The organism is Nonomuraea sp. NPDC049784, assembly GCF_040659615.1.
GTDB lineage: Bacteria > Actinomycetota > Actinomycetes > Streptosporangiales > Streptosporangiaceae > Nonomuraea.
Genome location: NZ_JBFAMX010000107.1, coordinates 1 through 26238, shown reverse-complemented (window position 1 = coordinate 26238; position 26238 = coordinate 1). Strand labels below are relative to the sequence as shown.

Below are 26238 nucleotides of genomic sequence, written 5' to 3'. Positions count from 1 at the left end.
GCCGCCGCTTCCCTGGCCAAGGCCCAGGCCTCCGCGGCCGAAGCGGCCACGGCGGCCAAGGCCGCCGTCAAGGCCGAAACCGACACGGTCGAATACGACCGCCAGGCCACAGCCGACGCCGCAGCCGCCGCGACGGCCGCCGACACCGCCGGTGGTTACGCCACCGACGCCCGTAACTCCGCCGACGCCGCCGAACAGGACGCCGCCTCGGCCCGCACCGCCGCCAGCGCCGCCGAGGGCGACGCCACCACCGCTCGCGACGTCGCCACCCAGGCAGAAGCCGATGCCACCACCGCCGAAGCAGCCGCGGCCCGCGCCAAGGAACTCGCCGAGCAGGCCCAGGTGGCGGCCGCGGACGCCGAGGCGGCCGCCGACCGGGAGCGCGAGGCCGACCGGGCCTCGGAGTCAGGGCCGACGGGGATGTCCCACGTGATCGCTGTGCCGCAGGAGATCAGCCGAGAGATCAACCCCAAAGAGGACCTCTGCGTCGGCACGAACGGCTGCGACATCGACCTGGAGTACCACATTTGGGGGACACAGGACTACCTCCTGGAGACCTGCCCCGAGCCGGACCACGACCTCGTCAACTGCACCGGCTTCCCGGAATACGACTACCTCGGCAGCGGGCCCTTCAACGTCCGCTACGTCAAACGCACCCACTTCGACGGCAAGGAGATGGTCACCGCCTTCCTGGAAGGGCTGGCCCAGGCACTGGTCCACGACTTCGTCGGCTGCTGGCGCAAGGTAAGCGGAAGCGGCGGAAGCGTCATCGACTGCGGGCTGGCCATCGGCTCCGTCGTCATCCCGCCCGCGGTCAAGACGGGATACGCCTACGCACTGTCCCTGCGCACGGCCATGCGCACCGGGGCGAGCTTTACCGACGCGCTGTTCCAGCTGCGATATTCGGGACTGCCCGCCGAGGCGATCTCCGGCCTGGAGCAGACCGCGGGCAACACGCTGGCGGCCGGACACTGCTTCCCCGCCGGCACGCTCGTCGACACCGCGTACGGCCCTCGCAAGATCGAGGACATACGGGTCGGCGACCGAGTCTGGTCCGCCGATCCGGCGACGGGCAGGCGGACCCTGCACCCGGTCACCCGGCTGTTCCACCGGACGGTGGACTCGCTGGTGAAGATCACCGCCGAGAGCGGCGCGCTGTCGGTGAGCCAGGGGCACCGGTTCTGGGTCCAGGGCAGGGGCTGGACGCAATCGCAGGAACTGCACGCGGGCGACGCGCTCCAGGACCCGTCCGGCAAGGCGGACCGCGTCCTGGCGGTGGCGTCCGGCGACGGCCCCACCGACGTGTACAACTTCGAGGTCGAAACCGACCACACCTACTACGTGTACGCGGGCTCGACCCCGATCCTGGTGCACAACGACTGCATCACTGACATCGTCAAGGCGGGCGACCACGTCGTCCTGGGCATCAACCCCTACTCTGACGATCTGGCCAAGAGCATCGGCGCGTTCACCTTCAACAATCGGGCGCTGGGAGCGCCGTACCCTAACGGCGACGGGCGGCCCATCTGGATGGTCGCGGTCACCGAGGCGGTGGGGGATCCCTCCATCCGGTTGTCCGTCTCTCTGGACGGCGTGCCCGGTGCCACGACTGCAGACGAGGCGCTGGCGGCTCTGCTGGCGCGGGGTGACACGGTACCCGCGGGGAACTGGGAGATGGTGGCGACGATCAACAGCGGCCTCGGGACGGCGTGGGAGATGACGGAGCTGCGCCGGGCGTACCGGCTGGAGAAGCGCACGTGGGACTCGATCGAGTTCCACATGACCAAGAACGGTGAGGTCATCAGGGTGTTCCCGAAGCCTCCGCCGCCTCCGGGGTCGTGAGATGGAGTTCATCAGGGAAGAACGGCTCTTCCGCGTCGTCCGTTTCGATCCGTCGCACCGGCAGCTGCTGCTGCGCAGCGACGCCGTGGCGGTGGACCGGACCGCCACGGTGGTCGAGATCCACATCGGCCACGTCGAGCTGATGCTGCTCAAGCCCATCTACCGGGACGGGCTGCACATCCGGCGCGCCTCCGCGGCCGAGTTCGCCGAACTGCGTGAGCGGCACGGTCTCGAAGCGGACGCGGAGGACTGGACGTGGATGATCGAGCGATACGGCGGCAGCTTCGTCGTCGGCGGCCAACCGGCCTGGCGCGAGACGCAGTATCCGCCCGCCGACCGTGAGTGGCTGTTCGACTTCACCAAGCCCTGGCCGCCGGACTACCCGGCGCAGTGGGGCATCGTCGAGTAGGCGCATCCCGGCCCCAGGCACGACCCGGGGCCGGGATGCCTCACACTCACGTCAACCGATGGTCTCGTCGGCGGTTTCCTTACGGCGTTCGGCGTCGGCTGGGACCGAGGGCGCGGCCCAGTGCTTCTTGGTGCGCGTCCCGAACGCGGCCAGGGTGTCCTGACCTACCGAGAGTGCGGGTACGGCCGCGCCGGCATCGGCTCGTCCACCAGCCAGCGCATCATTGCCATCAGCTGCGCCAAGCTCGGGCTCGACCAGTCCACGCCGTGGCCCTGGCAGTACGACAGATACAGGGCGATCCGCCCGGCAGAGGTCTTCTCGACGTTGAACGCCCGGCCCGCCCCGCGCAGCCCCGTCAGGTACGCGCACGCCTCGACGTGCAGCTCCAAGTCCTCATCGAGCACCCACAACACCGACTCGTCGGCGGCCACCGCCGCTCCGGCCGGTAGAACCGAGGCAGTGCACCTGACATGCTTGACATGCCTGAAGACCCCTGGATACTCGTGCGGCAAGTACGCACCAACCTTACTTTTTACTACTTAGAGTCACCCAAGCTAACTCCGGTCACCTACCCACTTGGCGATCTGCGTGCGGGAGTTGAAGCCCAGCTTCACCAGGATGCGCTCGATGTGCCCCTCGGCGGTTCGCTGGGATATCACCAGGGAGCTAGCGATTTCCTTGTTGCTCATCCCTTGGCCCACGAGATGAGCGATCTCCATCTCCCGGCGAGTCAGGGGCGACGTTCGATCGACATCGTCCCGCGCCTTGCACTCCGCTCCCCGCTCCTCCAGGGCGTAGGCGACGGCCTCGTCGTATGTCAGCCCGGCTCCTCTGTCGACGGCGGTGCGGAAGGAGCGCTCACCGAGAGCTTCGCGGGTGCGCTGCTCGCAGCGTTGATGAAATTCGTACAGGTGACCGAAGATCGGCAATATCGCCCGTCCGCCTATCGCCTCCCAGACATTGCGCAGGGCTCCCAGAAGTGTGGCCGCCCGGTCAAAGCGTTGTTCCGTCGCGGCGGTCCACGCCAGCAACTCCATGTCGAGGCCGGTAAGGACCGCCCTGTTGAGCGATCGATTGAAGTCGAGGCTTTCCTGGGCCAGGACGGCCGCTCGGCGTGCATCGCCCTGGCGCCAAACGGCGATTCCCAGCGCCGCCTTCCCGAATGCGTTGATCCAGCCACCTCCGCGAGCCTCACAAAGAGCGACGCACTCCTCACCGGTAGAGATGGCGCGCTCCACGTCATGGGAAACCAGAGCCACGGAAAGCCTCGCGAGTGCCATCGCGCGGCCATAATGGTCGCCGAGTCGACGGTGATTCGCCGCCGCCGTTTCGAACAGCAGCGTCGCCGACTCGGCCTCGCCCTTGTCATACGCGATGATGCCGGACATGTAGGTGACATAAGCCAAAACCGTGTCGAGGCCCAGGGATTCCCCTATGGCGCGGCTCTCGGTCAGCATCGCCTCGCCCGAGGAGATCTCACCCTGTATGACCGCCAGCAGCGCGGCGCACGCCAACGCGCGGGCGCGGACCTCGCCGGCCTCGGTGACCGTGGACAGCCCTTGGCCAAGCCACCAACGTCCTTCATGGAAGTAGTACCTGGTGATCCAGTGCCAGAGCAGATCGCTGGCCATGCTCAATCCGACCTCGGCCTCGCCCGTCTCGCTGAAGCAAAACTCCAGCGCTGTTCGCAGGTTCGGGTGCTCATCCTCCAGCCGCGAGTACCACTCCACTTCCGTTGGGCTCGACAACTGCGAGCGCGCCCGGGCGGCGAACATGCGGTAGTAGTCCCGATGTCGACGCCGTAGATCCGATTCCTCGCCCGACTCCCGCAAGCGCTCGAGACCGTACTGGCGGATCGTCTCCAGCAACCGGTAGCGCACGCGGGACGAGCGCTACTCCCGAAGCAGGATGGACTTGTCCACCAGTCCCATCACATGCTTGATCACCTCGTCCGGGGGAAGCCCGTTACCCGAGCAGACGGCTTCGGCAGCGTCCAGATCCAGCCCTCCGCTGAATATGGACACCCGTCTCCACAGCAGGCGCTCTTCATCCGTGCACAGGGCGTAGCTCCAGTCGATGAGCGCTCGCAGCGTCTGATGCCGCGGCAAGATCCTTGATCCTGCCGTCAGCAGCCGGAAGCGGTCGTCCAGCCGGTCGTGCAACTCATCGATGGACAGCGCGCGCAACCGGATCGCAGCGAGCTCGATCGCGAGGGGAAGGCCGTCCAACCGCCGGCAGATGCGTTCCACCGCGTCTCGATTGGATTCGGTCACGGCGAAGCCGGGCACCACCGCTTGCGCCCGCTCGCAGAACAGGCGCACGGACGCGCTCTCCGCGAACGCCTCGATGGGAAGCGATGTCCGGCCGCCGGCGGGCTGCGACAGCGGCGGCAGCGACAAGGTCCGTTCGCCCATCGCGCCGAGTGGCTGGCGACTGGTAGCGAGTATGCGAACCTCCGGAGCGGAACGGAGGATCTGCTCCGCCAAGATGGCGCAATCCGCCTGCAAATGCTCGCAGTTATCCAGAACAAGTAGGAGGTCCTTGTCCTGGAGATATTCCTTCAGAACATCGATCGTCGGTCGTGCCGACTGGTCCCGGATCTCCAGCGACTCGACCAGCTTCTGGGGTACCGACTCGCTACTCCTCAAGCCGGCGAGTTCGACGAACCACACGCCGGCCGGGAACGCGCGACGCACATCCATCGCGATCCGCGAGGCCAATCGGGTCTTCCCCACACCGCCGACCCCGGTCAAGGTGACCATATGAGAGCCCGACAGCAGCCTTTTGACCTCGGCGATCTCATGCCGACGTCCGACGAAACTCGTCGTCTCGAACGGCAGGCCATGCACTTGCCGCTTCATGGCATTCCCCGTCACCGTCATCACATTGGTTGCGCCAGGCCCCATCAGGCGCACCTCGCCAACGCGATTTTGGGAGCCATCATGTCGTGGCTGCGGTCGCCACCATGATCCATATCTCGAGTAAGGCTCTTGGAGACGTCGGTGTCCCGGCGTGGCGGCGCCCCCAAAGGGTCTCGGGGCGTGCGATGAGGGCGACGGTCGCCGCACAGGGCGGTGCGGCGTGGCGTGCAAAGCCGGCGATGAGGGGCATGAGCGCGGCGGTCCCGGCCCGCCTCAGGCGCCGCAGTCACGTGTCATTCCTGGCGGTTGCGAAATTATCTCTGTGGTTCCTCGACCCTGCCTTCGTACGTGGCCACGAAGCGTTCGAATGTGCTCGTCACAGCGGCCCTGTCCCCGGTGGCGAGGAGGTCGAGCAGCAGGCCACGGGCCACGGCGACGGCGAGCCGGGCGTCCTGCCGCGAGCGCTCCGCCGGCACGCCGGCCTGTTGGAATATCTCCGACAGCGGGCCGAGCCAGCTCTCCACGATCCCGTCGAGGAGCGCGATGGCGTGCGGACGGCCCCAGAGTGCATGTCCGTACAGCTCGAAGAACAACCTTTCGTACGGGGCGAGCGCGGGATCGATCAGATGCCGCCATAGCGCGCGAAGCCGGTCGACCGGAGCGATTTCATTCTCGGCGGTCACCCGCTCCAGAAACTCCCTCTGCTGCTGCTCGACGGCGCGGACGATCTCTATGAGGAGCGCCTCCTTGGAACCGAAATGGAAGACCAGCATCCGTGAGCTGGTGCCGAGGGCGGTGGCCAGCTCGCGCATGTTCAGGTCTCCGACGCCGTGCATGGCGACATAGAACATGGCGTCCGCCAGTAGGCGGTCGCGGGTGTCGGTCTTCGGTCTGGCCATCGTGGTGCCTCCCTTCGCCTCCACCGAACCTAGGCCTAGTGCGCGGCCATGGCCAACGCTTTCCTCCCGGCTCCAGGGTTCCTCCGAGAGTTAATGTAATTATGTTACAGTAACTATGACCGATAAGGAGATAGATCATGGTGACGGTGCATGAGCAGGCACGACTCGGTGCGGGCGCGGAGGAGGTCTGGAAGCTCGTAGGCGACTTCATCGGCTTCATCCAGGCCCTGATTGCGAACATGGACGACGCGCACGTCGTCGTCGAGGGTGAAGGGGTCGGTATGGTCCGCAAGGTCACGGTGGGCGAGGACGTGGCTATCGAGCGACTGGAAGCGTACGACCAGGAGGACTGGCGGACCAGCTACTCCATGCCCGTCACCGGCCCGTTCCCCATGACGGATTACTTCTCGACGATCCAGCTCACGCCGGCCACCGGCGGGGGGTGCGAAATCGACTGGACCGGCACATTCGAGCCGGACGGGGTCAGTGACGACGTCGCCGCCGAGGCGGTCCGCAACGTCTACACACAGGCCATCGCAATGCTTCAAGGACGCTTCGGCGCCTGACGAGACGGGCGACGGAGACGGTGCGCTCGGCCGTCTTCCCCAAACGCTCCATCGGTGTGTCCTCTGTGGACCCGCGGCAGCGACCCTCGGTGTCAGTCATGCGCGCATCCTCGGCTCGGCTCGGGGCCATTCGTTCATTCACGTGGAAGACATGATCGTCACGCGCGGGTTCAACGTGTTTCCCCGCGAGATCGAAGTGTGCTGGGCACTCACCCGGCTCCACAAAGAGCACGAAGCCTGTGCGGTCGCTGTCGACACCATTCCGCCGGCCCGCTGGGCAAGCCGGACGAGCAGGCGCTGCGAGCGACCTGGCGGGTCGGTAGGAACGGGCCATCAGCTGAGTGTTTGCTTCGCTAACTAGGAGAAATCAATGCCTTTGCACATCATCGTCGGATCAGGGCCGGTCGGCACGGCGACCGCGCGGCTGCTTGCCGCGCGGGGAGACCAGGTACGCGTGGTCACGCGCCGCGGTATCGGACCGATCGACCCTGCGATCGAGCTCGTCGCCGCAGACGCCGGCGACCCCACTGCGCTGAGCAGGGTAGCCTCCGGCGCGGCAGTGATCCACAGCTGCGCCGCACCCCCGTACTGGCGCTGGGTGGCCGAGTTCCCTCCCCTCTGGGCGTCCCTATTGGCCGCTGCGGAGGCGACCGGCGCACTGCTGGTCAGCACGAATAACTTGTACGGGTACACGTACACGCCGCCGATCAATGGGCCGATCACCGAAGACCTGCCTTTCACAGCGACGACCGCGAAAGGGCGGGTACGCGCGCAGATGTGGCACGACGCACTCAAGCTCCACAAGGACGGGCGGATCAGGGTCACTGAGGCACGAGCCTCCGACTACATCGGTGAAGGCGCTGTCTCGTACCTGACCGAGACCGTCCTTCGACCGGTGGCTACGGGGAAGCGTGCGATGGTGCCCGCGGACCTCGACGCACCGCACTCCTGGACCTACATCGGCGATGTCGCCCGTACCCTGGTCGCCCTCGCCGATGACGACCGGGCCTGGGGCAGAGCCTGGCACGTGCCGAGCCAACCGGCCGCTTCGGTCCGGGAGATCGCCGTCCGTGCGGCCCGCCTGGCCGGGGTGCCCGAGCCACGGTTGACCTATATGCCGAAGTCGGTGTTGTGGCTCGTCGGTCTCCTTGCCCCGATCGGTGGGGACAGCGCGAAGATGGTACGAGAACTCCGCGAGGTGGCCTACCAACGGCACAACCCGTGGCTTCTCGATTCCTCCACAACATCCGAGACCTTCGGCCTGAAGCCGACGCCGTTGGACGACTCGCTGCGCGAGACCATGGCTTCCTACCGTATGCCGTGAACGCCTGCAGCCCAGAGCGTTGGGCAGCGCGCATCTCATCACGAGACCGCTCCAGCTCTGTCCTGTGGCCGAAGTGCTCCCGCTGGAGGGTACGTCCTTGAGCCTGGTCAGTGCTGGGCGTTCTCGTAGTAGGCGCGGACGCGGGTGGCGAGGTGGTGTTCGTCCAGTTCGACGACGTCCAGGACGCGGTTGCCGTTATCGCGCTGGTAGAGGAGGGCGTATCCGCTGGGATTGGTCAGCAGTGCTTCCTCGATGAAGCTGAGATTGGGGGCGAGTTCCAGGCCACGGGCAAAGTGACGGCGTAGTTCGTCCTTGCCGTGCAGACGGCCGTCCGGTCGTCCCCAGCGGGTGACCACGGTGGGTGCACTGAAGTCAACGTCGTCGGCGTAGCAGGCCATGATCGCGTCGAGGTCGTGGCTGTTCCATGCGGTGAGCCAGTGGTCGGCGTGAATGCGGGCGTTCATGACGCCAAGTGTGGCGCAACTGCTCAGCAGAGCGAGCGGTGGGACATCGTCGGCGGACGGCCGCAGCGGCCATAGGCGAGTTGAGAGCCGGCAGTCGTGCGCGACCAGGCGTCGGGCGCCCGTCACGGTACGGCCGGCGGCACGAATTGAGCGATGGCGTCGGCCACCGCGCCCGGATTGTCGATCGGGGCCCGGGGAACCAAAGTAGCTCCAGTTCGTAACCTGACCATCGGCCTGGCCGGCTTCATCGGTTGGACCAACATCGCCGCCGCCGACCGCCCCGCGGACGCACTCCAGCCACTCGGTCTCATAACACGAGAACGCTTCGGCCCCGGCAACCTGGCCGATGTCGATCAGTGGCTACTTGGTCGGCCGGCGCACAATATGTAGACGATCGCTTAAGAGGTGCAGACGTTCGCTTATTGAACATCTGTAGTTCGCGCTCATACGGTGATGCGTGGCCCGCTTCGGTGCGGGCCGCGCGATGAAGGGAACCCTTGGTGTCCAGGGCAGTGTTTTTCGGCGAGCTCGCCGGCCGGGGATATTCGGGCTGGAGGAAGTGACGCTCGGTGAACCGGGAAAACGTTCGCGTCGATGCGATGGACCTGGACTGGGAGGAAGTGAACTCCCGGTCCGGTACGGACGTTTTGCCAGCCGAACCTTCACCAGCAACTACGGCGTCGCCGGAGCCATGACCCATAGATAAAACGTTCACGCCCCTCCTTCGTTTTGTCGCGCGGCCGCGACTCCTGACCCTTTCGGTCACTATTCGCAGGCCACGGTCACGCCGGACGGCGCGAGCCGAGTGTTTGCGCAACTCCCGGTCGGCGGCAGCATCTCCTCCGACTCCCCGTTCCGAAACAGGCACACAAGGCGCTGGCCAATGTCGTGTCGAACGTGAAAGCCGATTGGGAGTCCGGCGAACGGTGGCACCGATGCTGCGGCCGGTCCATAAACCTCCCGTTTATTGGCATGCCCATCTGTACGCACGTAGAAGTCCATGCCATCCGTCCTAGCCCTTGACTTTTCCATTCACTGATCACTAACTTGCTCTACCGATCACCACATGATCAATCGAATTTCTCGGACGATATTCCTCCAATCAGAAAGAGGTACGAGCATGTTCTTGCGAAGACTGCATTTAGCGGCCATCGTGGGCGGCGTTGCGGCCGCAGCTCTGAGCATATTTCCGGCCGGCATCGGAACAGCTTACGCAGGTGACACCCCCCAGCCCCATATCGTCGGTGGTACCACGGCAACCGAGAACTATCCGTTCATGGTTTCACTGCAGACAAGCAAAGACGGTGACCCGAACCATCACATCTGCGGTGGATCACTGATCGCCCGGAATTGGGTCGAGACGAACGCGCACTGCGTCACCAACTCCGACGGAAGCGCTAAGGACCCGTCGCTCTACCATGTCCGGGTCGGTTCTAATGACCGCACGACAGGCGGCACAGTCGCCAACGTGACCGGGATCGAGGTCTATCCGGGATGGGACTGGCTGGCCGACGACGGTGTCGATAACTACGTCGGAGACGTTGCGCTGCTCAGACTGGACCGGAAAATCTCAAGCGGTGTCATCACGGTCGCCGACCAGACGCCTCCGGAGGGCACTGCGGTTCGCGTTCTGGGCTGGGGCCGCCTGAACCCTGACGGCAGCGGGGATCAGCCCACGCAACTGCAGCAACTCGACACCTCGGTGCTCGATACGGAGACGTGTGGCGAAGGTGACAGCTTTGGCGAACTCTGCGCGGAGACACCGGGTTCCGCAGGGCCATGCAACGGTGATTCCGGTGGTCCTGCGATCGAGAAGGCAGACGGCCGCTGGGTGCTGGTCGGTAGCGACAGCCGCGGCACCACCGATCTTTGCGGCGACGGGCCCGACGTCTTCACCAATGTCACCCTGTATCGATCGTGGATCCGCGGAGTCATATACAACCTGGGCTAGCCGCCCATCCTGAGCGGGGGCCGGGCGTCTGCCGCCAGGAGCCCGGCCCCACCGTCTCGGGTATGCCAGCTCCAAGGGTGATCACGGGGCTTGCATGAAGCCGCGGAGCTCACCTGCGCGTTTGTAGCCAGAGCCTTACTCGTGAGGAAGCAGATAACGCCACGAGAGCCGCCGGCGCAGCCGCCGTGTCGGATCGGAGGTGAGCCAGCCCTGGTCCATCCAGAACGGGGCGGCCGAGCGCAGGGCGTCCAGATGTCGGTTGAAGGTCGCGGGGGCTCGCTGGCTCCACTGGTCGCCGAACCATCCGGTGAGTGCTGCGACGTTGTCCTCGACGTTGTCCTCGACGTCGAGGTCGGCGACGGGGAAGTGGGTGCCGGGCGGGGCGAACTCGGCGGCCAGCGCCCGCAGTGGCGCGGTAGGCGCGCTGGGTGTTGCGCTGTTCGGGTCCGGAGAGGGTGGTGAGGTAGGCGGCGGCCGCGGCGGGCAAGGGTGGTGATCCGCCGCGATCGAGCCGGGCCAGTTCGCCCACGCCGCCCCCTCGCGTCCTCTATCGCAGATAAGCACGGCGAGCTGACCTCATTTCGGGGAGGTGGTCGCCCAACTCGGTTCGCAAGTACCGCAGATAATGCATTCCTATACGCGATAGATGAGGTGACGGTCGGCGTCCTGCCACCGCTGTCAATGAGTGGCGGTTCAGGTCGGGCGGGTGGCGTGGAGCAGGCCGTCGACAAGGGTCTGGGCGACGGTCGGGTTGAGGGGGCGATCGCCGGTCAGCACGCGGTACCAGAACAGGCCGAACAGCACGTCCACGGCCAGGTCGAGGTCGGTGTCGGGGGCGAGTTCGCCGCGTTGGACGCCGCGTTCGAGCAGGTGGCGTACCAGGGCGCGGCGGTCGTCGATGAAACGGGCGAAGTCGGCGGCGAAGTCGCCGCCGGTCTGCGCCTCGGCCATCATCGAGCTCAGCGCCGCCTTCTTGCCGGGGTTGGCGACCTCGGCGAACAGGGTGCTCAGGTAGGACAGCAGGTCACCGCGGACGGTTCCGGTGTCAACCGTCGGGTGGCGGTGGGTAGCGTCCTCGCGGAACGCCTCGGCGACGAGTGCGCCCTTAGATGACCACCATCGGTAGATGGTGCGTTTGCCGACCTTGGCCCGGCGGGCGATCTCGTCGAGGGACAGCCCGCCATAGCCGCGTTCACGCAGGACCTCCTGCGTGGCCTCCAGGATGGCCCGGTGGGTCTGCTCGCTGCGGGGCCGGCCAGGGCGGGTTGTCGGTGAGGTCGAGGTCATGCCTTGAGTGAACCAGATCTGTCGAGGGGGTGGGAAAGACGGCACGCTGAAATGATACGATCCGGTTAGGTTCATAACTAGGAGGGGTCCATGTCGCTGTTCACACCGGCCAAGGTCGGCACTCTGGAGTTGCCTAACCGCATCGTCATGTCCGCGATGACCCGCAGCCGTGCGCCCGAGTCGGGCGTTCCCACGGCGCTCACCGCGCAGTACTACGCGCAGCGCGCCACGGCGGGGCTGATCGTGACGGGCTCGGTGAACGTCTCCCCGGAGGCCACCGGATACCTGTGGACGGAGGGGCTTTACACCGGTGAGCAGGTGGCCGGGTGGCAGCGGGTGAGTGCGGCGGTGCACGAGGCAGGCGGGCGTATCGTCGCGCAGTTGATCCACTGCGGGCGGGTATCGCACACCTCGCTGCAGCCGGGCCAGGCCTCGCCGCCCGGGATCACCGACGCTGCCGCCAATGCCGAGGTCTTCGCGTTGACCGACGACGGTACCCCCGGCACGGTCGCCGCCAGCATGCCGCGCGCGCTGACCACCAGGGAGGTCGAGGAGACCGTCGGGGACTTCGTGGCGGCGGCCCGCAATGCCCGGCGGGCGGGCCTGGACGGGGTTGAGATCCAGGGCGGCAATGGGTTCCTGGTCGAGCAGTTCCTCAGCGCCGCCAACACGCGTTCCGATCGGTACGGCCGCGGGTCGGTGTTCCTGCTGGAGGTGGTCGAGGCGATCGGTGCGGCAGTGCCAGGGTTCCCGCTGGGGGTGAAGCTGACGCCCGGTGGTGTGATCAACGGCATCGTGTCGCCGGCCAACTGGCCTGAGCTGTATCTGCGGCTGCTGGATGAGCTGAATGATCGCGATGTCGCGTTCGTGACCCTGGCAGACCAGGCCGCCGTCGGCGCGCCCGGCGGCTACGACCCGGCATTCGCCGCCCAGGCCCGGCAGACGTTCCAGCGGACCCTCGTTCTCGGCGGCGGATATTCCGGCGAGTCGGCAGTCGCCGCGCTCCAGGCCGGCCGCGCGGATCTGATCTCCTTCGCCCGCCCCTATGTGGCCAATCCCGATCTGGCCGCCCGGATCCGTGCCGGAAGGCCACTGGCCGAACCCGATCCCGCCACCTTCTACGGCGGTGGAGCCGAGGGCTACACCGACTACCCCACCGACCCCGAGGACGCGCGGAGCCGGTGATGTCCATCGTGCGGCACCTGCAGGGACGTGTCGCGCTGGTGACCGGCGGTGGCGGCGAGATCGGCACCGCCATCGCCGCGCACCTCGCTGCCATGGGCGCGGCAGTCGTTGTGAACCACCGCGACCAGGCCGACCGAGCGGCGGCGGAGGTGACAGCGGAGGCGGTCGTCGCGGCGGATGGCAAGAGTCTGGTGATCGCCGCGGACATCGCCGATCCTGCGGCGGTTCATCGGCTCTTCAGCACCGCATGGGCCGAGTTCGGACGGCTGGACATCCTCGTCAACAATGCGGGAGTGGGGGTTTTCGGTCCGCTTACCACCCTCACCGACGAGGATTTCGAGCGCGCCGTCGCGGTGAACCTTCGCGGCGTGTTCCTGGCCTGCCAACAGGCCGCGCCGCGCCTGGCCGACGGCGGCCGCGTCATCACGCTGTCCTCGTCGGCCACCGCGCTGACCCTCCCTGGCTACGGCCTGTACTCCGCGACCAAGGCCGCCGTAGAGGTCCTGTCCCGCACGCTGGCCCACGAACTGGGAGGGCGCGGAATCACCGTCAACGTCGTTGCACCCGGCCCCATCGACACCGCAGCGTTCCGCCACGGCAAGACCGCCGAGTTGATCGACCGGCTTCGAAAGATGTCACCGCTCGGCCGCCTCGGCACTCCCGCCGACGTGGCCGGCGCAGTCGGGCTGCTCTGCCAACCCGGCGCAGGATGGATCACCGGCCAGACCATCCGAGTCAACGGCGGTCAGGCGTGACCGGATCTAAAGGGCTGACCTGCGGCAATCTCGTTAATGCCGGATCTCGTGCTCGTGCGGGCCTCACATCCGGGCTCGCAGCACGTCGAACTCGCAGCCTGGCAAGGACGGGTCGAAGCCGTTCTCGATCAGCCAGCGGATCGCCAGCAGGCTTCGCAACGACCACCACGCACGGATCACGTCGAGGTCGACGTGGGTGCCGTAGCCGGCGACGACGTCGCCAAGGTGCCCCTCGTGTCCGAGCGTCAAGATGGCGAGGTCATACAGGGCATCGCCCTGGGCCGCCTCGGACCAGTCGATCACGCCGGTGATCTCGTCACCGTCGACGAACACGTGGCTGACCTGTAGGTCGCCGTGCATGAACACCGGTGTCCATGGCCGAAGCGCAGCCTCGGCAACCCGGCGGTTCCGCGTGACCAGGTCGGCGGGAAGGACGCCGTTCGTGACGAGCCACGCGCATTCGCCGTCGAGGCGCGATGCGATCTCGTCGAGGCACGCGCAGGGTCGCTCGCTCTCTATGGGCGACGACGACCTCAATCTCCTCCATGCCGGCCGTTATCGGGAGATGATCACCGACGTCACAACGGGTTTATCGCGTGCCACTGCCCGGCTGACCAGGTCCCCCTGGCCGGCGACCTCGTGCACGACCCCGGCCGCCGACGGGCCGGACACCGCCGAACGGCGCGTCGGGGCCTCGGCACGTGGATCGTGAAGTCGAGCGGTATGCCGACCCGGTCCGTGACCTCGACTTGCCCGAGACCGTCGGTCAGGTGATGTCGCCGATCATCGCTGTGTACGTCCAGGCGTACCTGGCTCTGCACCGGTACCTGTACGCCGACAAGCGTTCGCATCTGGTCGCGCAACACGCGCATGATCTCCATGAGGACGGCAGCCTTCTGACGAGTGACGCTCAGGCGTTGCCGCGTCTCCTGGATCTGCTCGCTCCAGAAGTTCGCCGACAATGAGAGGAGGTCAGGATGGTGAAGAAGCTGATCCTCGTTCATCGGGATCTCCTTCGTGGCCTGGTGTTCTTCCTCGACGCTGCCACGGTCGCCGCTGCTCGTCCCGCGTCAAGATCGTTCGTCCTCGCTTCGCTGCGGGCGCTGCATCTTGACCCGAGCGCGGGTCTGGGCGAGCCGGTAGGACTCGGTGCCGGTCTCGATGATGTCCCTGTCAAGTCAGCGTGTTGAAGATCTTGGTACCTTCTCAGAGCTCTTGAACGCGTGCGAAGAGGACTGCCCCTGGAGCACTCCCGTCCAGATCGAGCAGCATTTGGGCCTTGACCGTGAACCCGGCATCGCGCAGCCATCCCGCCACTTGCGTGGGCTGGCGCATGTGAACGTGAACTTTCATGGGATGCCCGCCGTAACCTCGGGTCTTCAGCCGTGACTCGTCACCGACGTGAAACCCGAGCGTTAGAGTCCCGCCGGGCCGTAGCACCCGCTTGAAGTGGTCGAAGGCTGTGAGAACCGCGTCGTCGGGGACATGAATCAGCGACCAGAAAAGGAGCAGGCCGGCGACCGAAGCGTCAGGCAGGTCGAGATCAGTCATCGACCCCACTTCGAACCGCAGATGGGGGTGGTCATGTCGGGCCACTTCGATCATCGTGGGAGAAAGGTCGATGCCGAACGCGTCGAGGCCCAACTCCTGCAGGTAAGCCGTGACATGCCCGGGTCCGCACCCAACGTCAGCCACCGGTCCGTCTCCTGCAGTGCGAACCAACTCCGCGAACAACGCCAGAGTTGCCCGGAGGTAGGGGCGCTCGCCCAGCGCCTCGCGCATCTGGTCGGCGTAGCTGACCGCGACCGTGTCATAGGAGGCCCGTGTGTCCTCCAACCAGTTATCCGTGTTCATGCGCTGACACTCTAGTTGTGGTGTCTCAGGAGGTTAGTTCAACGATGTCCTCGAATGTCAGTTGCTGCGGGACAGTGTCGAGCGGCTCCGGCGGCTGATCGAAGGCGACGCGGTAGTCGCTGCCGACGGTTCGACTGATCGGTGGCTTCCCGCCCAGGGCGGCGTGCGGCCGCTCGTGGTTGTAGTAGTTCAGGAAGTTTGCGAGGGCAGCGCCGCGTTCGTGCTCGGAGGCGTAGTCGCGGACATTTGCCCACTCCCGGGCCAGGGTGCCGTTATGGCGTTCGACCTTCCCGTTCGTCCGTGGAGTGTAGGGCCTGGTGCGCTTGTGCTTCGTGCCAGCCTTCGAGAGGGCGTCGGCCCAGGTCCGGGAGCGGTAGCAGGAGCCGTTGTCGGTGAGCACGCGGCGGATCGGCGTGATGTCGTGGGCGGCGAAGAAGGCGACGGCCCGGTGCCAGAAGGCGACCGCGGTCACCGCCTTCTCATCGTCCAGGGCCTCGGTGTAGGCGAGCCGAGAGTGGTCGTCGAGCGCCGAATGCAGGTACGTGTATCCGAGACGATCGGACGGCCAGCGTCGATCCGCAGACACAATCGCAGACGTCCCTCCGGGGTCAGCGGTGCGTTCCGGTGCCCCCTGCTGGTGGCGCTCCTGGACTCGGTGGCCGCGTTCACCGGGAGCTCTGGGATCTCATGGCTCCCGCGTGAGCAGCTGTGCGTGGCGTCAGCGTGCGAACTTTTCGATGGCCGCCGGGGTGACGGGGGTGAAGAAGTTGACGAGGTTGCCGTCGGGGTCACGGAACAGCAGCGACCGGTTGCCCCAGGGCATCGTGGTGGGCTCGCTGACGAAGTCGGTGACGAAGCCGGTCAGGTTCTGGTGAACGCGGTCCACGTCGTCGACGAGGAACTCGGTGATCACGCTGTGGTTGTCCGCCGGGCGGGCAGAGCCCGGGGCGAACAGCGGGACGGTGCGGGTGCTGGCGATCGCGAGGGTGGCGCCCGCGGTCTTGAGTTCGGCGAAGTCCTCGGTGGCCCACATCGCCTGCACCTCTGTGGCTCGCTCGTAGAACTCGACGAGGCGCGCTACGTCGCTGGTGATGATGCGGATTGAGACGAAGTCCATGGGGATCTCCTTGGCTGTGATGGAGGCGTGCACGTCGCAGGCTAGGAGAAATACTGGACAGAATCGGTCCTGTATTCGCGTTAGGCTGCGAACATGCCTCGACCCACCGGCCGCGTGCTGACACTCCTGGAGCTGCTGCAGTCGGGCGGCACCCGGACGGTGGCCGAACTCGCCGACCGGCTCGGCGTCGAAGGGCGCACCGTGCGGCGGTATGTGGACCAGCTGATCGACCTGGACGTGCCCGTGGAATCGGTGCGCGGCCGCTACGGTGGGTACCGGCTCGCCCCCGGGTACCGCTTGCCTCCGCTCATGCTCAGCGACGACGAGGCGCTGGCCGTGCTGCTCGGCCTGGTCGCCGGCCGCCGAGCAGGGTTGACGACGACGCAGCACACGGCAAGCGAGACGGCATCGGCGAAGATCCGGCGGGTGCTGCCCAAGCACATCGCCCGCCGGCTGGACACGCTCCTGGAAGCTCTCGCCTTCACGGATCAGCCCGGTGAGTTCGCCACCCCGGACGCTGGGGTCCTGCTCACCATCGCCGATGCGGTGCGCCACCGCCGACCGGTCTCGATCCGCTACACCGACCGCGACGGACGGCGCAGCGAACGCACGCTGCACGCGTACGGGATCGTCGCCCATGCGGGCCGGTGGTACGTCACGGGCAAGGACCCCAACATCGGCGAGGACCGAACCTTCCGGCTCGATCGCATCGCAGACGCGAGGACCCTGCCCGGCTCATTCGAGGCCCCCGTGGGTCCCGATCCGGCGCAGCGCGTGTTGTCAGGGTTCGCCACGGCTGAGTACCGGCATGAGGTGACCTTGCGGATCTACGGGACAGTTGAGCAGATCCGCGCCCACCTTCCCGCCAGCGTCGCGAGCCTGGAGGAGCACGCGCCCACGACAGGCACGGACCGGGCGACCGAGTGCTGGCTGCGCGTCGAACTACGGGCGGAGCGGCTCGACTGGTTGCCTCCGGCACTCGCCTCACTCGACTGTCCGTTCGTCATCGAGCGCCCCGATGAACTGCGCGACCTCGTCATCGCGCTTGCCGATCGCCTCGCGTCCTACGCCCGCCAAGCCTGACAGCGAGGAACCAATGTCATGAGATGGCACATCTAGTGGGCGATCAAGATCTGCAAGGGGGTCCGGTGGCACAAAGATCATGTAGTGAGTTCACTGCGAACGGTCTCTCAGCGCCGGTGGCGAAGCGGCGTGACGGTCGGTTCGGGCAGCTCCAACTGCTTGCGCAATTCCTGGTTCTCCCGAGTGAGCTGGTGGACGACTCGGACCAGGGCGGGGACGTCTTCCTTGATCTGCGCGAGTTCCTTGTTCTTGTTCGCGATCGTCTTCTTCAGCTTCATGATCTCGGCGCGGAGCCGGACCTCGACGTCTGGGGTCGCGCCGCGTGCCTTGACCAGTTCGTAGAACTCGTTCTTCAGGTCGGCGTGGCGCTGGGTGAGGGCATTGCGCGGGACCTGCGGCTCTTGGGAGAGCGCGACGATGGTCAGGGCGCCGTTGGAGTACTTGGCCTGGTCGTTGAGGAGGCGGTGAATGCCGGCGCGGATGCGTTCGCGTTCGTCTGAAGTCGGGCTCATGTGGCGTCCTTGAGAGTGATGCGGGTGCGGTCGTGGGCGTCGGCCAGGTCGCGGAGGCGGACGGCGTTGGCGCGGAGCCGATCCCCGATCGGTCGGGCGGCGAAGGCAGCACGCTTGCCGAGGAACTCGGCGCGTTCGCGGAGCTGAGCGGCGTGCTCATCGGTGCGGATGATGTTGCCGCCGCCGTCGGCCAGGTGGTCGTTGAGGCCGATCACCGTGTCGGCGACGGCGCGGGCGGTCTCGATGTCGATGAGGTCGGCTCGCACCGCAAGCCCCGGAGCGCTGTCACTTCTCAGCGACATCGTCTTGCAGCGGAAACGATCGCTGTTGCAGGAGACCGGCAAACGCTGTCACTTGTCACCGACAGAACCACCGATTTGTAAGCAGGCAATCCATACCTACGCTACTTTGTGCATATGGACGCAACTGTCATAGCGGCCGTCGTGGGTGTTGGTGGTGCAGTACTTACTGCGATCACCAGTGTCGTCGCAACAATCTGGGCTGCTCGCAGGGCGGCGACCGCCGCTTTAGCGTCTGCAGAGAAAACAGCCCAGGCGACTCTTGAGAGTGCGGGGAAAGCGACCGATGCAGGGTTAGAGGCAACCAGGCTGACACTGGCTTTTGAACACGACCGACGTGTCTGGGAGAAACGTGCAGAGCTCTACGTCGATACGATTGCCTTTGTAATCCATAGGCGCGAGACGAGGCGCAAGCGAGGCTTGGATGCGCATCTCGCAAACTACCAGCTGCCTCCTTGGTTCCAGTTCGAAGGGCGCCTGCAGGCTTTTGCTTCTAAAGATGTACTGAAACTCTGGCAGGACGCCCACGATGCCGATAACACTGCTTGGAGCGATGGCATCATCAAACACATGGATCTTGCCGAGGATAAAGCAGATACCCAAAACCCCGACAAAAATGCTGCAGCAGCGTATCGTGCATCAACTCTTATCAAGAAAGCCGATCGCCTTGATGAGCAGCTCATCGATTTAATCCGCATTCAACTGCAGGAAAGATCTTCACAAACACCTTAGGGCCAGAGTGAACGCTACAGCATGGCCACGCTTTGGATGGAATTGTTATCTAGGCCGTCGTTCCACGTATCCAGTGGAGGACACTTGGCAGCGATAACAGCGTTGAGCGCTTGTACCGAATCTTCGAATTCGTAGCCTACGAGATCGGCTTCGAGGTCTCGGACGTACCGCAGGTAGCGTTCAGATTTGAGCGATCCGGCGAGGTCGATAGATTCAAGCGCAATCGATCTCTCCGACCCGATGCACGTCCGCACTCTGGCCTTTGATCACCTGGTGCAGGCGGCGAGCTACGTCCAGATGGGCGAACCTGGAAAGGCCACCCTGGTGGACTTCGATCTGCGGTACTCCAGCACCGACAGCACGGATGCACGCACCATGCTCTGCCACGTATACGCGCCGGGGTGTCGGCGAATCCGGCGAACGTGCCGGCCGCGTTGGAGCCGCCGCCGACGCACGCGACCACGTAGTCCGGCACGCAGGTCCGCAGCTCGGCGGCGCACTGCCCGCGGGCCTCGTCGCCGATGATCCGCGGGAACTCCCCGACCATCCATGGGTACGGATCCGGCCCGACACCGAGCCGATGCAGCACCCAATGCCGCATGGCCTCCCTGGTCGCGTCCTTGAGGGTACGGCGGTGCCCGACCAAACAGCCGCAACCGCAAAAGCCCAGGTCAGACACTCGCCGAGAACGAGCTACACCCTTTGTCGAATCAGCGCCGTGCGTCGACGAGTCGCGACACCAGGGTGAGGAACTGACGCCGCTGGGCGGCCGTCAGAGGCGCGAGGAACTCGTCCTGGATGCCGTCGATGACTTTGTCCAGCTCGACAAGCTGTTCGACGCCTTCCGCTGTGATAGTGACGATGTTTCGGCGCTTGTGCTCAGGATCGACTGAGCGCTCGACCAGGTTGCGTGACTCGAGCTCGGTCAGGACAGCAGTCACATCACTGCGATCGATCCCGGTCTTCCGGCCGAGCTCGGCCTGACTCGCGGGCCCCCACTCCTCCAGCGCAGCGAGGAGTCGGTAGTGGTAGCTGCGCAGTCCGCTGCCATGGGCCTCGAAACCGGCGCTGAGCAGCCCTGAGGAGCGTAGATACGCCCGACTGACCAGCCAGGTTGCGCGTCCTTCGAGCCGGGCCGGAGCTCGGCCGGTGTCGTGGTGAGGCGTCGGCACGCGTCAAGCGTAACAGTTGTGGGTCTCGCCAACACTCACTATGTTGGGGCTACCAACATTGGTATGGCCGCGCTCAAGCGCGTCGGCGACCACAACCACCCACGAAGACCCCAACCAGGCCCACGAGGCCGAGCTTGAACCCGGCCGGCCGCAGTCCGTGGCTGGTCTCGAACCCGCCGCCAAGGAGATCTGACAGTGAACACGTCGTCAAAGAACGAGCCTGAACGCGTCCTCGTCATCGGCCGCAGCCCCAATGTGCTCGTCGCCACCGTCGACATCCTGCGAGCCAAGGGCTACTCCGCGGACGCGACGAACCAGTTCGACCAGGTCCTCGATGACTACGACGTCACCGATCTCGACGTACTGGTCTTCGGCGGCATGGTCCCCGCCGACACAAAGCAACAGTTGCGCGAGGACATCTCCGAACGCAACCCGCAGGTGACCTTCGTCCAGGGGCTCGCCGGCATCGCCGGCCTCATCGCCGCCCAGGTGCAAGCCGTCACCTCGGCCGAAGCCCTCGACAGCGGCGAACTCGTCTACGACGCCGCACAGCGCTCGGTACAACTCACGCTCAACGATTCCGCCACCGTCACCGTCGAGGCATGGTGGGCCACATCCTTCGTACCCCCAGAGCCCAAAAGCACATCGATGCACGTGTTCGATGGCCAACTCAACGCGGGGTCCCACGTCATCCCGCTTCCAGATCAGGTGCCGTCCGAAGCGTCCTTCGCCGGTGTCACCGTCGGCTCGTTCACCCGCGTGTTCACCGTCGGCCCCATGCCCGATGCCGTCACGCGGCTGGCGCCAACCTCGGTCACCGACAAGCGACTTCCCCAGGTCAGCCAGGTCACGACGAGCAGCGATGACCGGCAACGCGAACACGGGAGGCCCCGGCTCTCGCCCGGAGTCGCAGGGATGGCGCCTCGCGGAGGTGCAGGCCCGTGCGCTGTTCCGAGGTTCCGGGCATCTGAACAAGGACACGACGCTGTCCCGGCAGCCGAAGAGGAGGACCCCGCAGAAGGCGAGGCCGGTGATGGCGGACGATCACCGATGAGGGGGTTGTTGCATGTGTGGCGGCGCATGAGCGGGTCGGGTCGGAGGGCGATGGTGGCCCGCCCGTGTCGTTGAGTGGTCCGGCCGAGCAGCAACGGCTGCCGGCGATGCAACGGTGGCGGCTGCTTCGTCCGCATGTCTGATCGGAATCATGTGACCACCGTGCCACCACCCCGCACCCGAGCCCCACCACAGCCAGAGCCAAGCCGAACCCGCTGCCCGCCGGCCCTTACGCCGGCGGGCAGCAGCGTGTCTACTCCCGGCCAAATAGCGTCGAAATCCCCGGCCATTTACCGCCGAAAGTTACACCATGGCCGTTCAAGTGATCTACGTCACATTTTCCGAAATCGCCTCACACTTTCGAGTCCGCATTCCTCGTATAGGTGAGCCAGTGCCTGCCCACCCATGGGCCGGGGGTGGTGTGTGAGGGAAGGAAGACACAAGTGTTCGTGGATTCCGGTCCGCGGGGCTGGCGCGCGCTCGCCGCCGCGGTCGTGGTGAGTGGCTTGTTAGGGGCGGCCCTGCCCTCCATCGCAGCGTCGGCGGATGTGGGCAGGGCCGAGTCCGCCGCCCGGCTCACCGCGTGGCAGCGGGCGCAGAGCCAGGCGGCCGAGGACGGGGAACCGGTCGAGGTGACCGAGGCCAGGACCGAGTTCACCACCACCTACGCCAATCCCGACGGCGCCTCGTTCCGTCTGGAGCAGTCGACGGTGCCCGTACGCGTCAAGGGCGCGGACGGCGCGTGGGCCGCGCCCGATGCCACGCTTGAGCGGCGCGCCGACGGCAGCGTGGGGCCGGTGGCCGCCGCCGTGCGGATCGGTTTCTCCGGGGGCGGTGATGCCGAGCTGGTGAAGATGACGCGTGACGGTCGGACCCTCGCACTGGGATGGCCGGGGCCCCTGCCTGCGCCGGTGCTGGACGGGCCGAACGCCACCTACCCCGAGGTGCTGCCGGACGTCGACCTCAGGATGACCGCGACGACTGAGGGCTTCCGCCAGGTTCTGGTCGTCAAGACCCCCGAGGCCGCAGACAATCCGGCACTGCGCAACCTTGAGTACGCGATCAGCTCGTCCGGGCTGAAGGTGGCGGAAACCGAGGACGGAGGCATGTCCGCGACCGATGGCAACGCCACCGAGGTCTTCTCCTCGCCGCCCGCCGCCATGTGGGACTCCACCGGTGACACCACCGCAGGCCAGGTCAGCACCATGAAAGAGCTCGCCCCGCCACGCGCCGCCACCGCCGCCGACGGGCCGGCTCCCGGGGCGCGCCACGCCGAACTGCCCATCCGGGTGGGAAACGGCAAGCTCACCCTCGTCCCCGACGCCAAACTGCTCAAGCAGAAGGACAAGGCGGCCTACCCGATCTACATCGACCCGACTGTCACCTGGGGCGAGAGCGACAGGATGCTGCTGCGCTCGGACGGCTACACGTCGTACAACTGGGGGAACGGCGACGACAACCGGGGCATGGGCGACGGCCACTGCGGCAGCTGGAACGGCTACTACTGCGGGCCCGGCTACACCCAGCGGCTGTACTTCCAGTTCTCGCCCGCCAGCCTCAAGGGCAAGTACGTGCTGGGCGCCACGTTCCGCGTCACCGAGCCGTGGGCGTTTCAGTGCTCTCCCCGGTGGGTCGACCTCGTGCGGACGAACAACCTCACCTCCGCCACGACCTGGTCAGGCCGGCCCAAGGAGCTCGACTGGATGGTCGACCGCGACGTGTCGGCGGGTCGCGGCTCGGCCTGCGACCCGGACGAGCCCGCGGCGCCGATCGACTTCAAGGACAATCCCGACGAGCCCAACGAGAACCTGACCCCGACCGTGCGGGACTTCGCCGCGGGCAAGTTCTCCAAGCTCACGCTGGAGTTGCGGGCGCACGACGAGGGCGACACGTCGGCCTGGAAGCGGTTCAGGAACGACGCGGTGCTGGCCGTGGACTATGTGGGGGTGCCGGCGGCGCCGACGGGTATCGGCGTCGTCACCGGTTCGGGCGCGGTGTGCGAGCCGAACGCGGCGGCGCCCGCCGTCGTCTCCGACCCCACGCCCCTGCTGGCGTCCATCCCGCAGACCGCCCCGGGCGGCGAGTCGGGGGCGCTGCTGCGGGCCGAGATGTACGTCGAGAAGAAGAACGCCGACGGGACCTGGCCGGCGGCCTTCGCCACGATGGAGTCGCCGAGCACCGGACACGTCGCCGACAACGTCAGGGTCACCGCTTCCACGCCGACGCTGTCGGAAGGAGTGCTGTACCGCTACAAGTCGTGGACGCGTTCGTACTACAGCAACTACACCAAGTGGCTGTCCGGGCCCGCCAACGACGCCACGTACGGATGGTGCTACTTCAAGGTCGACCCGACCGCGCCGAAGGCGCCGGTGGTCACGGTCGGCGCCCCGTACAGCGCGTGCACCACCACCAGCTGCGCGCTGGGCGGCGGTCCCGGGCAGGGCGCGACCTTCACGTTCGCGCCCGCGTCCGGCGACACCAACAACGTCTCCTACGAGTACCGCCAGGCCACCGGCACCGCCAAGGTCATCACGGGCTCCACGGCCAAGCCTGTGATCACGCCCCAGACCTCCGGCACCTACAGCCTGTACGTACGCGCCAAGGACAACCTGGGCCGGTTCGGCGCCACCACCGTCGTCGACTTCCTGGTGTCCCCGGGCGCGGGACCGGTCGGCAGGTGGCACTTCAACGAGGGCTCCGGCGCCGCCGCCGACTCCTCGGCCACGGCGAGCCACCCCGCCACGCTCTCCAGCGGAGCCGTACGGGATGACCTGGGACGACGCGGCGAGCTGTGGTACGACGACGCCGGCAATCCGCTGGACACCCCGGTAACCGACCAGGGCCTGCGACTGAACGGCACCTCGGGATACGCGGCGACCGCGGGGCCGGTGCTGGAGACGCGCTCCCCCTACTCGCTGGCGGCCTGGGTGCGGCTGGACAAGACAACCGCGGTCGGCATGGTCCTGTCGCAGGACGGATCCGGCGGTTACACCCCCTTCGCCCTCTGGTACGACAAGGACCGCGTGTCCTGGTGCTTCGGCGTCAAGGAGAAGGACGAGGCGACGGGCAAGGCGTATTTCGGGATCTGCGCGAAGAACAACGTGGCCCAGGTGAACGCCTGGACCCATCTGGCGGGCAGCTACGATCCGGCGGCGCAGAAGCTGAGCTTCTACGTCAACGGCGTGTCGCAGGGCACCGCCACCGTGTCCGGCGCGTGGTCCGCCACCGGCCCGTTGGAGATCGGCCGCTACAAGTGGGCCAACATCTTCCAGTACTACTTCCCCGGCTCCATCGACGAGGTGGCCGCCTGGCAGCGCGTCCTGACCCCGGAGGAGATCGCGTCGGAGGCGCGCTCGGAGTCCCCCGTGTCGGGGCGCAACGATGTGGAGCTGGTGGCCGACTGGAATCCGTCGGGCGTCACCGGTCCGGCGCTGCCCGACTCGCTGTCCGGGTACGGCCGGTCGCTGACGATGGCCGGCGGCGCGTCGCTGGACGGTGAGGGCCTGGTCCTGGACGGCGTGGACGACGCGGCCACCACTCCTGGCCCGGTCGTCGACGACACCGGCTCGTTCACGGTCACCACGGAGGTCGAGCTCGACCGGGACAAGGTGCTCGCGATGCCGACCGGTTCGATCGGCCAGGTGGCCGGGCAGCGCACGGCCGACGGCTCGTCGTGGGGGATCTGGTTCGAGCTGACCGGGAAGGAGACGCAGCTCGATGACGACGGGAACGAGATCACCGTACCGGTCGGCTTCTGGCGCTTCGGCCGGGTCAACAAGGACGGCACGAAGAGCTGGGTGAGCTCCGACACCGCGGCGAGCATCGAGACCGCGGTCCGGTTGACCGGGGTCTACGACGCGCTGGCGGTGGACGGGCCCGTCGTACGGCTCTACGTCGGCCACGACCAGAACGACCTCGACGGGGCCTACACCGCCTCGGCCGGGTCGGGTGACTTCGCGGTCGGCAAGGGCTTCAGCACGACGTCGTGGGACCACTTCCTGCCCGCCAAGATCACTGATCTGCGGTTGTGGGCGGGCGCCGTGTCCGACTCCGACCAGATCGACGCCGTCATCGGTGACTGACGGCGAGTGCGGGGGCCGGCACCCCGGTCCCCGCACCTCTCACTTCCCTGGTTGATCACCGGGTTCCTTTTGTCCTCTAAGGAGGTTGGGTCATGCGTCGGCCTGGATTACGTGCTGCCCTGGCGACCGCCATAGCGGTGGTGGCGGCGATGTTCCTGTCGGTGGGGTTGACGACCTCGGCCATCGCGGCGCAGGGGCAGCCTGGCGCCCCTCCCGTGCAGAAACAACGATCGAGCAAGGTCAGGGCCATGAACGCGGCCGGGGCGAAGGAGGCGCGCGAGCGGGTCGAGGCGTCGAGGGCCCGCAACGACGCCTGGGCCGGCCGGGCCGACAAGGAACGCGAGGCCGCCCGGTGGCCGGCGGGCGGCGCCGCGGACGTTCCGCTCGGCGGCACCGCGAGCGTCACCGTGGGCGGACTCCCCATCACCCTGACCCCCGCGGCCCCGGCCCAAACCCCGGCCACCCCAACTCCCGCCGGGGTGGCCGGTTCGCAGGCGGCGCGCGTCCAGGTGTTCGACCGGGCCGCCGCCGAGGCCGCCGGAGTGGACGGCGTGCTGCTGACCGCTTCGGCGCAGACCCAGGGCGGCGTGAACCTGAGCATCGGCTATGCCGCTTTCGCCTCCACATACGGCGGCGGATGGAGCGGCCGACTGCGTCTCGTGCAACTGCCTGCCTGCGCGCTCACCACACCGCACCTGGAGGAGTGCCGCACCCAGACCCCGCTGGAGTCCGTCAACTCCGCCACCGCGCAGACCCTGTCCGCGCCGGTCACCCTGGGAGCCGCACCCGCC

At 66.8% G+C, this 26238-nt stretch carries 28 protein-coding genes and 1 pseudogene; 15 read left to right on the top strand and 14 right to left on the bottom strand.

The features are described 5' to 3' along the window. Together AB0J09_RS22830 and AB0J09_RS22825 are read left to right on the top strand one after the other, a co-directional pair. A partial coding sequence (locus AB0J09_RS22830) for a polymorphic toxin type 27 domain-containing protein (RefSeq protein ID WP_360694350.1) occupies positions 1-1842 on the top strand: 1842 nt, incomplete at its 5' end. A gap of 1 nt (position 1843) precedes the next feature. Beyond that, complete coding sequence (locus AB0J09_RS22825) at positions 1844-2251, top strand: hypothetical protein (protein WP_360694347.1); 408 nt, start codon at positions 1844-1846, stop codon at positions 2249-2251. Positions 2252-2415: 164 nt separating this feature from the next. Here AB0J09_RS22825 and AB0J09_RS22820 read toward each other — a convergent pair whose 3' ends face one another. The 4 genes from AB0J09_RS22820 to AB0J09_RS22805 form a co-directional block, all read right to left on the bottom strand. Further along, a complete protein-coding gene (locus AB0J09_RS22820; protein ID WP_360694344.1) occupies positions 2416-2682 on the bottom strand; it encodes a hypothetical protein in 267 nt (88 codons plus the stop codon). A gap of 123 nt (positions 2683-2805) precedes the next feature. Beyond that, positions 2806-4131, bottom strand: coding sequence for a LuxR C-terminal-related transcriptional regulator (locus AB0J09_RS22815; protein ID WP_360694341.1), 1326 nt, complete (start codon positions 4129-4131; stop codon positions 2806-2808). Positions 4132-4143: 12 nt separating this feature from the next. Further along, positions 4144-5157, bottom strand: a complete 1014-nt coding sequence (locus tag AB0J09_RS22810; RefSeq protein ID WP_360694338.1) for an NB-ARC domain-containing protein — start codon at positions 5155-5157, stop codon at positions 4144-4146. 269 nt (positions 5158-5426) lie between these two features. Beyond that, positions 5427-6011 carry a TetR/AcrR family transcriptional regulator gene (locus AB0J09_RS22805; protein ID WP_360694335.1) on the bottom strand — a complete coding sequence of 195 codons (585 nt, stop codon included), beginning with the start codon at positions 6009-6011 and terminating at the stop codon, positions 5427-5429. A 137-nt stretch (positions 6012-6148) separates the two neighbouring features. On the opposite strand from AB0J09_RS22805, the gene AB0J09_RS22800 reads away from it, so the two are divergent. Together AB0J09_RS22800 and AB0J09_RS22795 are read left to right on the top strand one after the other, a co-directional pair. Next, positions 6149-6577 carry an SRPBCC family protein gene (locus AB0J09_RS22800; RefSeq protein ID WP_360694332.1) on the top strand — a complete coding sequence of 143 codons (429 nt, stop codon included), beginning with the start codon at positions 6149-6151 and terminating at the stop codon, positions 6575-6577. A gap of 370 nt (positions 6578-6947) precedes the next feature. Further along, positions 6948-7901: an NAD-dependent epimerase/dehydratase family protein gene (locus AB0J09_RS22795; protein ID WP_360694329.1), complete on the top strand. Its 954-nt coding sequence runs from the start codon at positions 6948-6950 to the stop codon at positions 7899-7901. A 107-nt stretch (positions 7902-8008) separates the two neighbouring features. Here the strand turns inward: AB0J09_RS22795 and AB0J09_RS22790 are convergent, their stop codons facing one another. Continuing rightward, positions 8009-8365 (bottom strand): nuclear transport factor 2 family protein, encoded by a 357-nt coding sequence (locus AB0J09_RS22790; protein ID WP_360694326.1) that lies wholly within the window; start codon positions 8363-8365, stop codon positions 8009-8011. Positions 8366-8518: 153 nt separating this feature from the next. Between AB0J09_RS22790 and AB0J09_RS22785 the strand changes: the two genes are divergently transcribed. Together AB0J09_RS22785 and AB0J09_RS22780 are read left to right on the top strand one after the other, a co-directional pair. Beyond that, a complete protein-coding gene (locus AB0J09_RS22785) occupies positions 8519-8755 on the top strand; it encodes a hypothetical protein (protein WP_360694323.1) in 237 nt (78 codons plus the stop codon). 730 nt (positions 8756-9485) lie between these two features. Continuing rightward, entirely contained in the window at positions 9486-10316 is an 831-nt protein-coding gene (locus tag AB0J09_RS22780) for a serine protease (RefSeq protein ID WP_360694320.1), read from the top strand. 135 nt (positions 10317-10451) lie between these two features. Here AB0J09_RS22780 and AB0J09_RS22775 read toward each other — a convergent pair whose 3' ends face one another. Continuing rightward, positions 10452-10880 carry a hypothetical protein gene (locus tag AB0J09_RS22775; protein ID WP_360694317.1) on the bottom strand — a complete coding sequence of 143 codons (429 nt, stop codon included), beginning with the start codon at positions 10878-10880 and terminating at the stop codon, positions 10452-10454. A gap of 129 nt (positions 10881-11009) precedes the next feature. Beyond that, positions 11010-11603 carry a TetR/AcrR family transcriptional regulator gene (locus AB0J09_RS22770; RefSeq protein ID WP_360694314.1) on the bottom strand — a complete coding sequence of 198 codons (594 nt, stop codon included), beginning with the start codon at positions 11601-11603 and terminating at the stop codon, positions 11010-11012. A 90-nt stretch (positions 11604-11693) separates the two neighbouring features. On the opposite strand from AB0J09_RS22770, the gene AB0J09_RS22765 reads away from it, so the two are divergent. Further along, the gene (locus tag AB0J09_RS22765) at positions 11694-12788 is read left to right on the top strand and encodes an alkene reductase (RefSeq protein ID WP_360694311.1); all 1095 of its coding nucleotides are present in this window, start codon (positions 11694-11696) and stop codon (positions 12786-12788) included. Continuing rightward, entirely contained in the window at positions 12788-13543 is a 756-nt protein-coding gene (locus AB0J09_RS22760) for an SDR family oxidoreductase (protein ID WP_360694308.1), read from the top strand. The genes AB0J09_RS22765 and AB0J09_RS22760 overlap by 1 nt, the downstream gene beginning before the upstream one ends. Positions 13544-13606: 63 nt before the next feature. Here the strand turns inward: AB0J09_RS22760 and AB0J09_RS22755 are convergent, their stop codons facing one another. Next, positions 13607-14080, bottom strand: a complete 474-nt coding sequence (locus tag AB0J09_RS22755; protein WP_360694305.1) for a phosphotransferase — start codon at positions 14078-14080, stop codon at positions 13607-13609. Between the two features lie 164 nt (positions 14081-14244). Between AB0J09_RS22755 and AB0J09_RS22750 the strand changes: the two genes are divergently transcribed. Both AB0J09_RS22750 and AB0J09_RS22745 read left to right on the top strand, forming a co-directional pair. Beyond that, positions 14245-14508 carry a hypothetical protein gene (locus AB0J09_RS22750; protein ID WP_360694302.1) on the top strand — a complete coding sequence of 88 codons (264 nt, stop codon included), beginning with the start codon at positions 14245-14247 and terminating at the stop codon, positions 14506-14508. A 12-nt stretch (positions 14509-14520) separates the two neighbouring features. After that, positions 14521-14733 carry a hypothetical protein gene (locus AB0J09_RS22745; protein WP_360694299.1) on the top strand — a complete coding sequence of 71 codons (213 nt, stop codon included), beginning with the start codon at positions 14521-14523 and terminating at the stop codon, positions 14731-14733. A 16-nt stretch (positions 14734-14749) separates the two neighbouring features. Here AB0J09_RS22745 and AB0J09_RS22740 read toward each other — a convergent pair whose 3' ends face one another. The 3 genes and pseudogenes from AB0J09_RS22740 to AB0J09_RS22730 form a co-directional block, all read right to left on the bottom strand. Then, complete coding sequence (locus AB0J09_RS22740) at positions 14750-15397, bottom strand: class I SAM-dependent methyltransferase (RefSeq protein WP_360694296.1); 648 nt, start codon at positions 15395-15397, stop codon at positions 14750-14752. Between the two features lie 130 nt (positions 15398-15527). After that, positions 15528-15950, bottom strand: a pseudogene (locus tag AB0J09_RS22735) (integrase core domain-containing protein); the annotation flags it as partial. Positions 15951-16115: 165 nt separating this feature from the next. Beyond that, entirely contained in the window at positions 16116-16514 is a 399-nt protein-coding gene (locus AB0J09_RS22730) for a VOC family protein (RefSeq protein ID WP_360694293.1), read from the bottom strand. 93 nt (positions 16515-16607) lie between these two features. On the opposite strand from AB0J09_RS22730, the gene AB0J09_RS22725 reads away from it, so the two are divergent. Further along, complete coding sequence (locus AB0J09_RS22725; RefSeq protein ID WP_360694290.1) at positions 16608-17597, top strand: YafY family protein; 990 nt, start codon at positions 16608-16610, stop codon at positions 17595-17597. A gap of 107 nt (positions 17598-17704) precedes the next feature. Here the strand turns inward: AB0J09_RS22725 and AB0J09_RS22720 are convergent, their stop codons facing one another. Continuing rightward, positions 17705-18109, bottom strand: coding sequence for a hypothetical protein (locus AB0J09_RS22720; protein ID WP_360694287.1), 405 nt, complete (start codon positions 18107-18109; stop codon positions 17705-17707). Further along, a complete protein-coding gene (locus AB0J09_RS22715) occupies positions 18106-18411 on the bottom strand; it encodes a hypothetical protein (protein WP_360694284.1) in 306 nt (101 codons plus the stop codon). Before AB0J09_RS22715 ends, AB0J09_RS22720 begins: the two co-directional genes overlap by 4 nt. Before the next feature lie 114 nt (positions 18412-18525). Here AB0J09_RS22715 and AB0J09_RS22710 point away from each other — a divergent pair, with 114 nt between their 5' ends. Then, positions 18526-19140, top strand: coding sequence for a hypothetical protein (locus tag AB0J09_RS22710; protein WP_360694281.1), 615 nt, complete (start codon positions 18526-18528; stop codon positions 19138-19140). A 710-nt stretch (positions 19141-19850) separates the two neighbouring features. Here AB0J09_RS22710 and AB0J09_RS22705 read toward each other — a convergent pair. Then, the gene (locus AB0J09_RS22705) at positions 19851-20312 is read right to left on the bottom strand and encodes a MarR family transcriptional regulator (protein ID WP_360694278.1); all 462 of its coding nucleotides are present in this window, start codon (positions 20310-20312) and stop codon (positions 19851-19853) included. 255 nt (positions 20313-20567) lie between these two features. Between AB0J09_RS22705 and AB0J09_RS22700 the strand changes: the two genes are divergently transcribed. From AB0J09_RS22700 to AB0J09_RS22690, 3 genes are all read left to right on the top strand, one after another. Then, the gene (locus tag AB0J09_RS22700) at positions 20568-21440 is read left to right on the top strand and encodes a hypothetical protein (RefSeq protein ID WP_360694275.1); all 873 of its coding nucleotides are present in this window, start codon (positions 20568-20570) and stop codon (positions 21438-21440) included. 368 nt (positions 21441-21808) lie between these two features. Further along, positions 21809-25447: a LamG domain-containing protein gene (locus AB0J09_RS22695; protein ID WP_360694272.1), complete on the top strand. Its 3639-nt coding sequence runs from the start codon at positions 21809-21811 to the stop codon at positions 25445-25447. 92 nt (positions 25448-25539) lie between these two features. Further along, the coding region (locus AB0J09_RS22690; protein ID WP_360694269.1) for a hypothetical protein at positions 25540-26238 on the top strand (699 nt) is incomplete at its 3' end.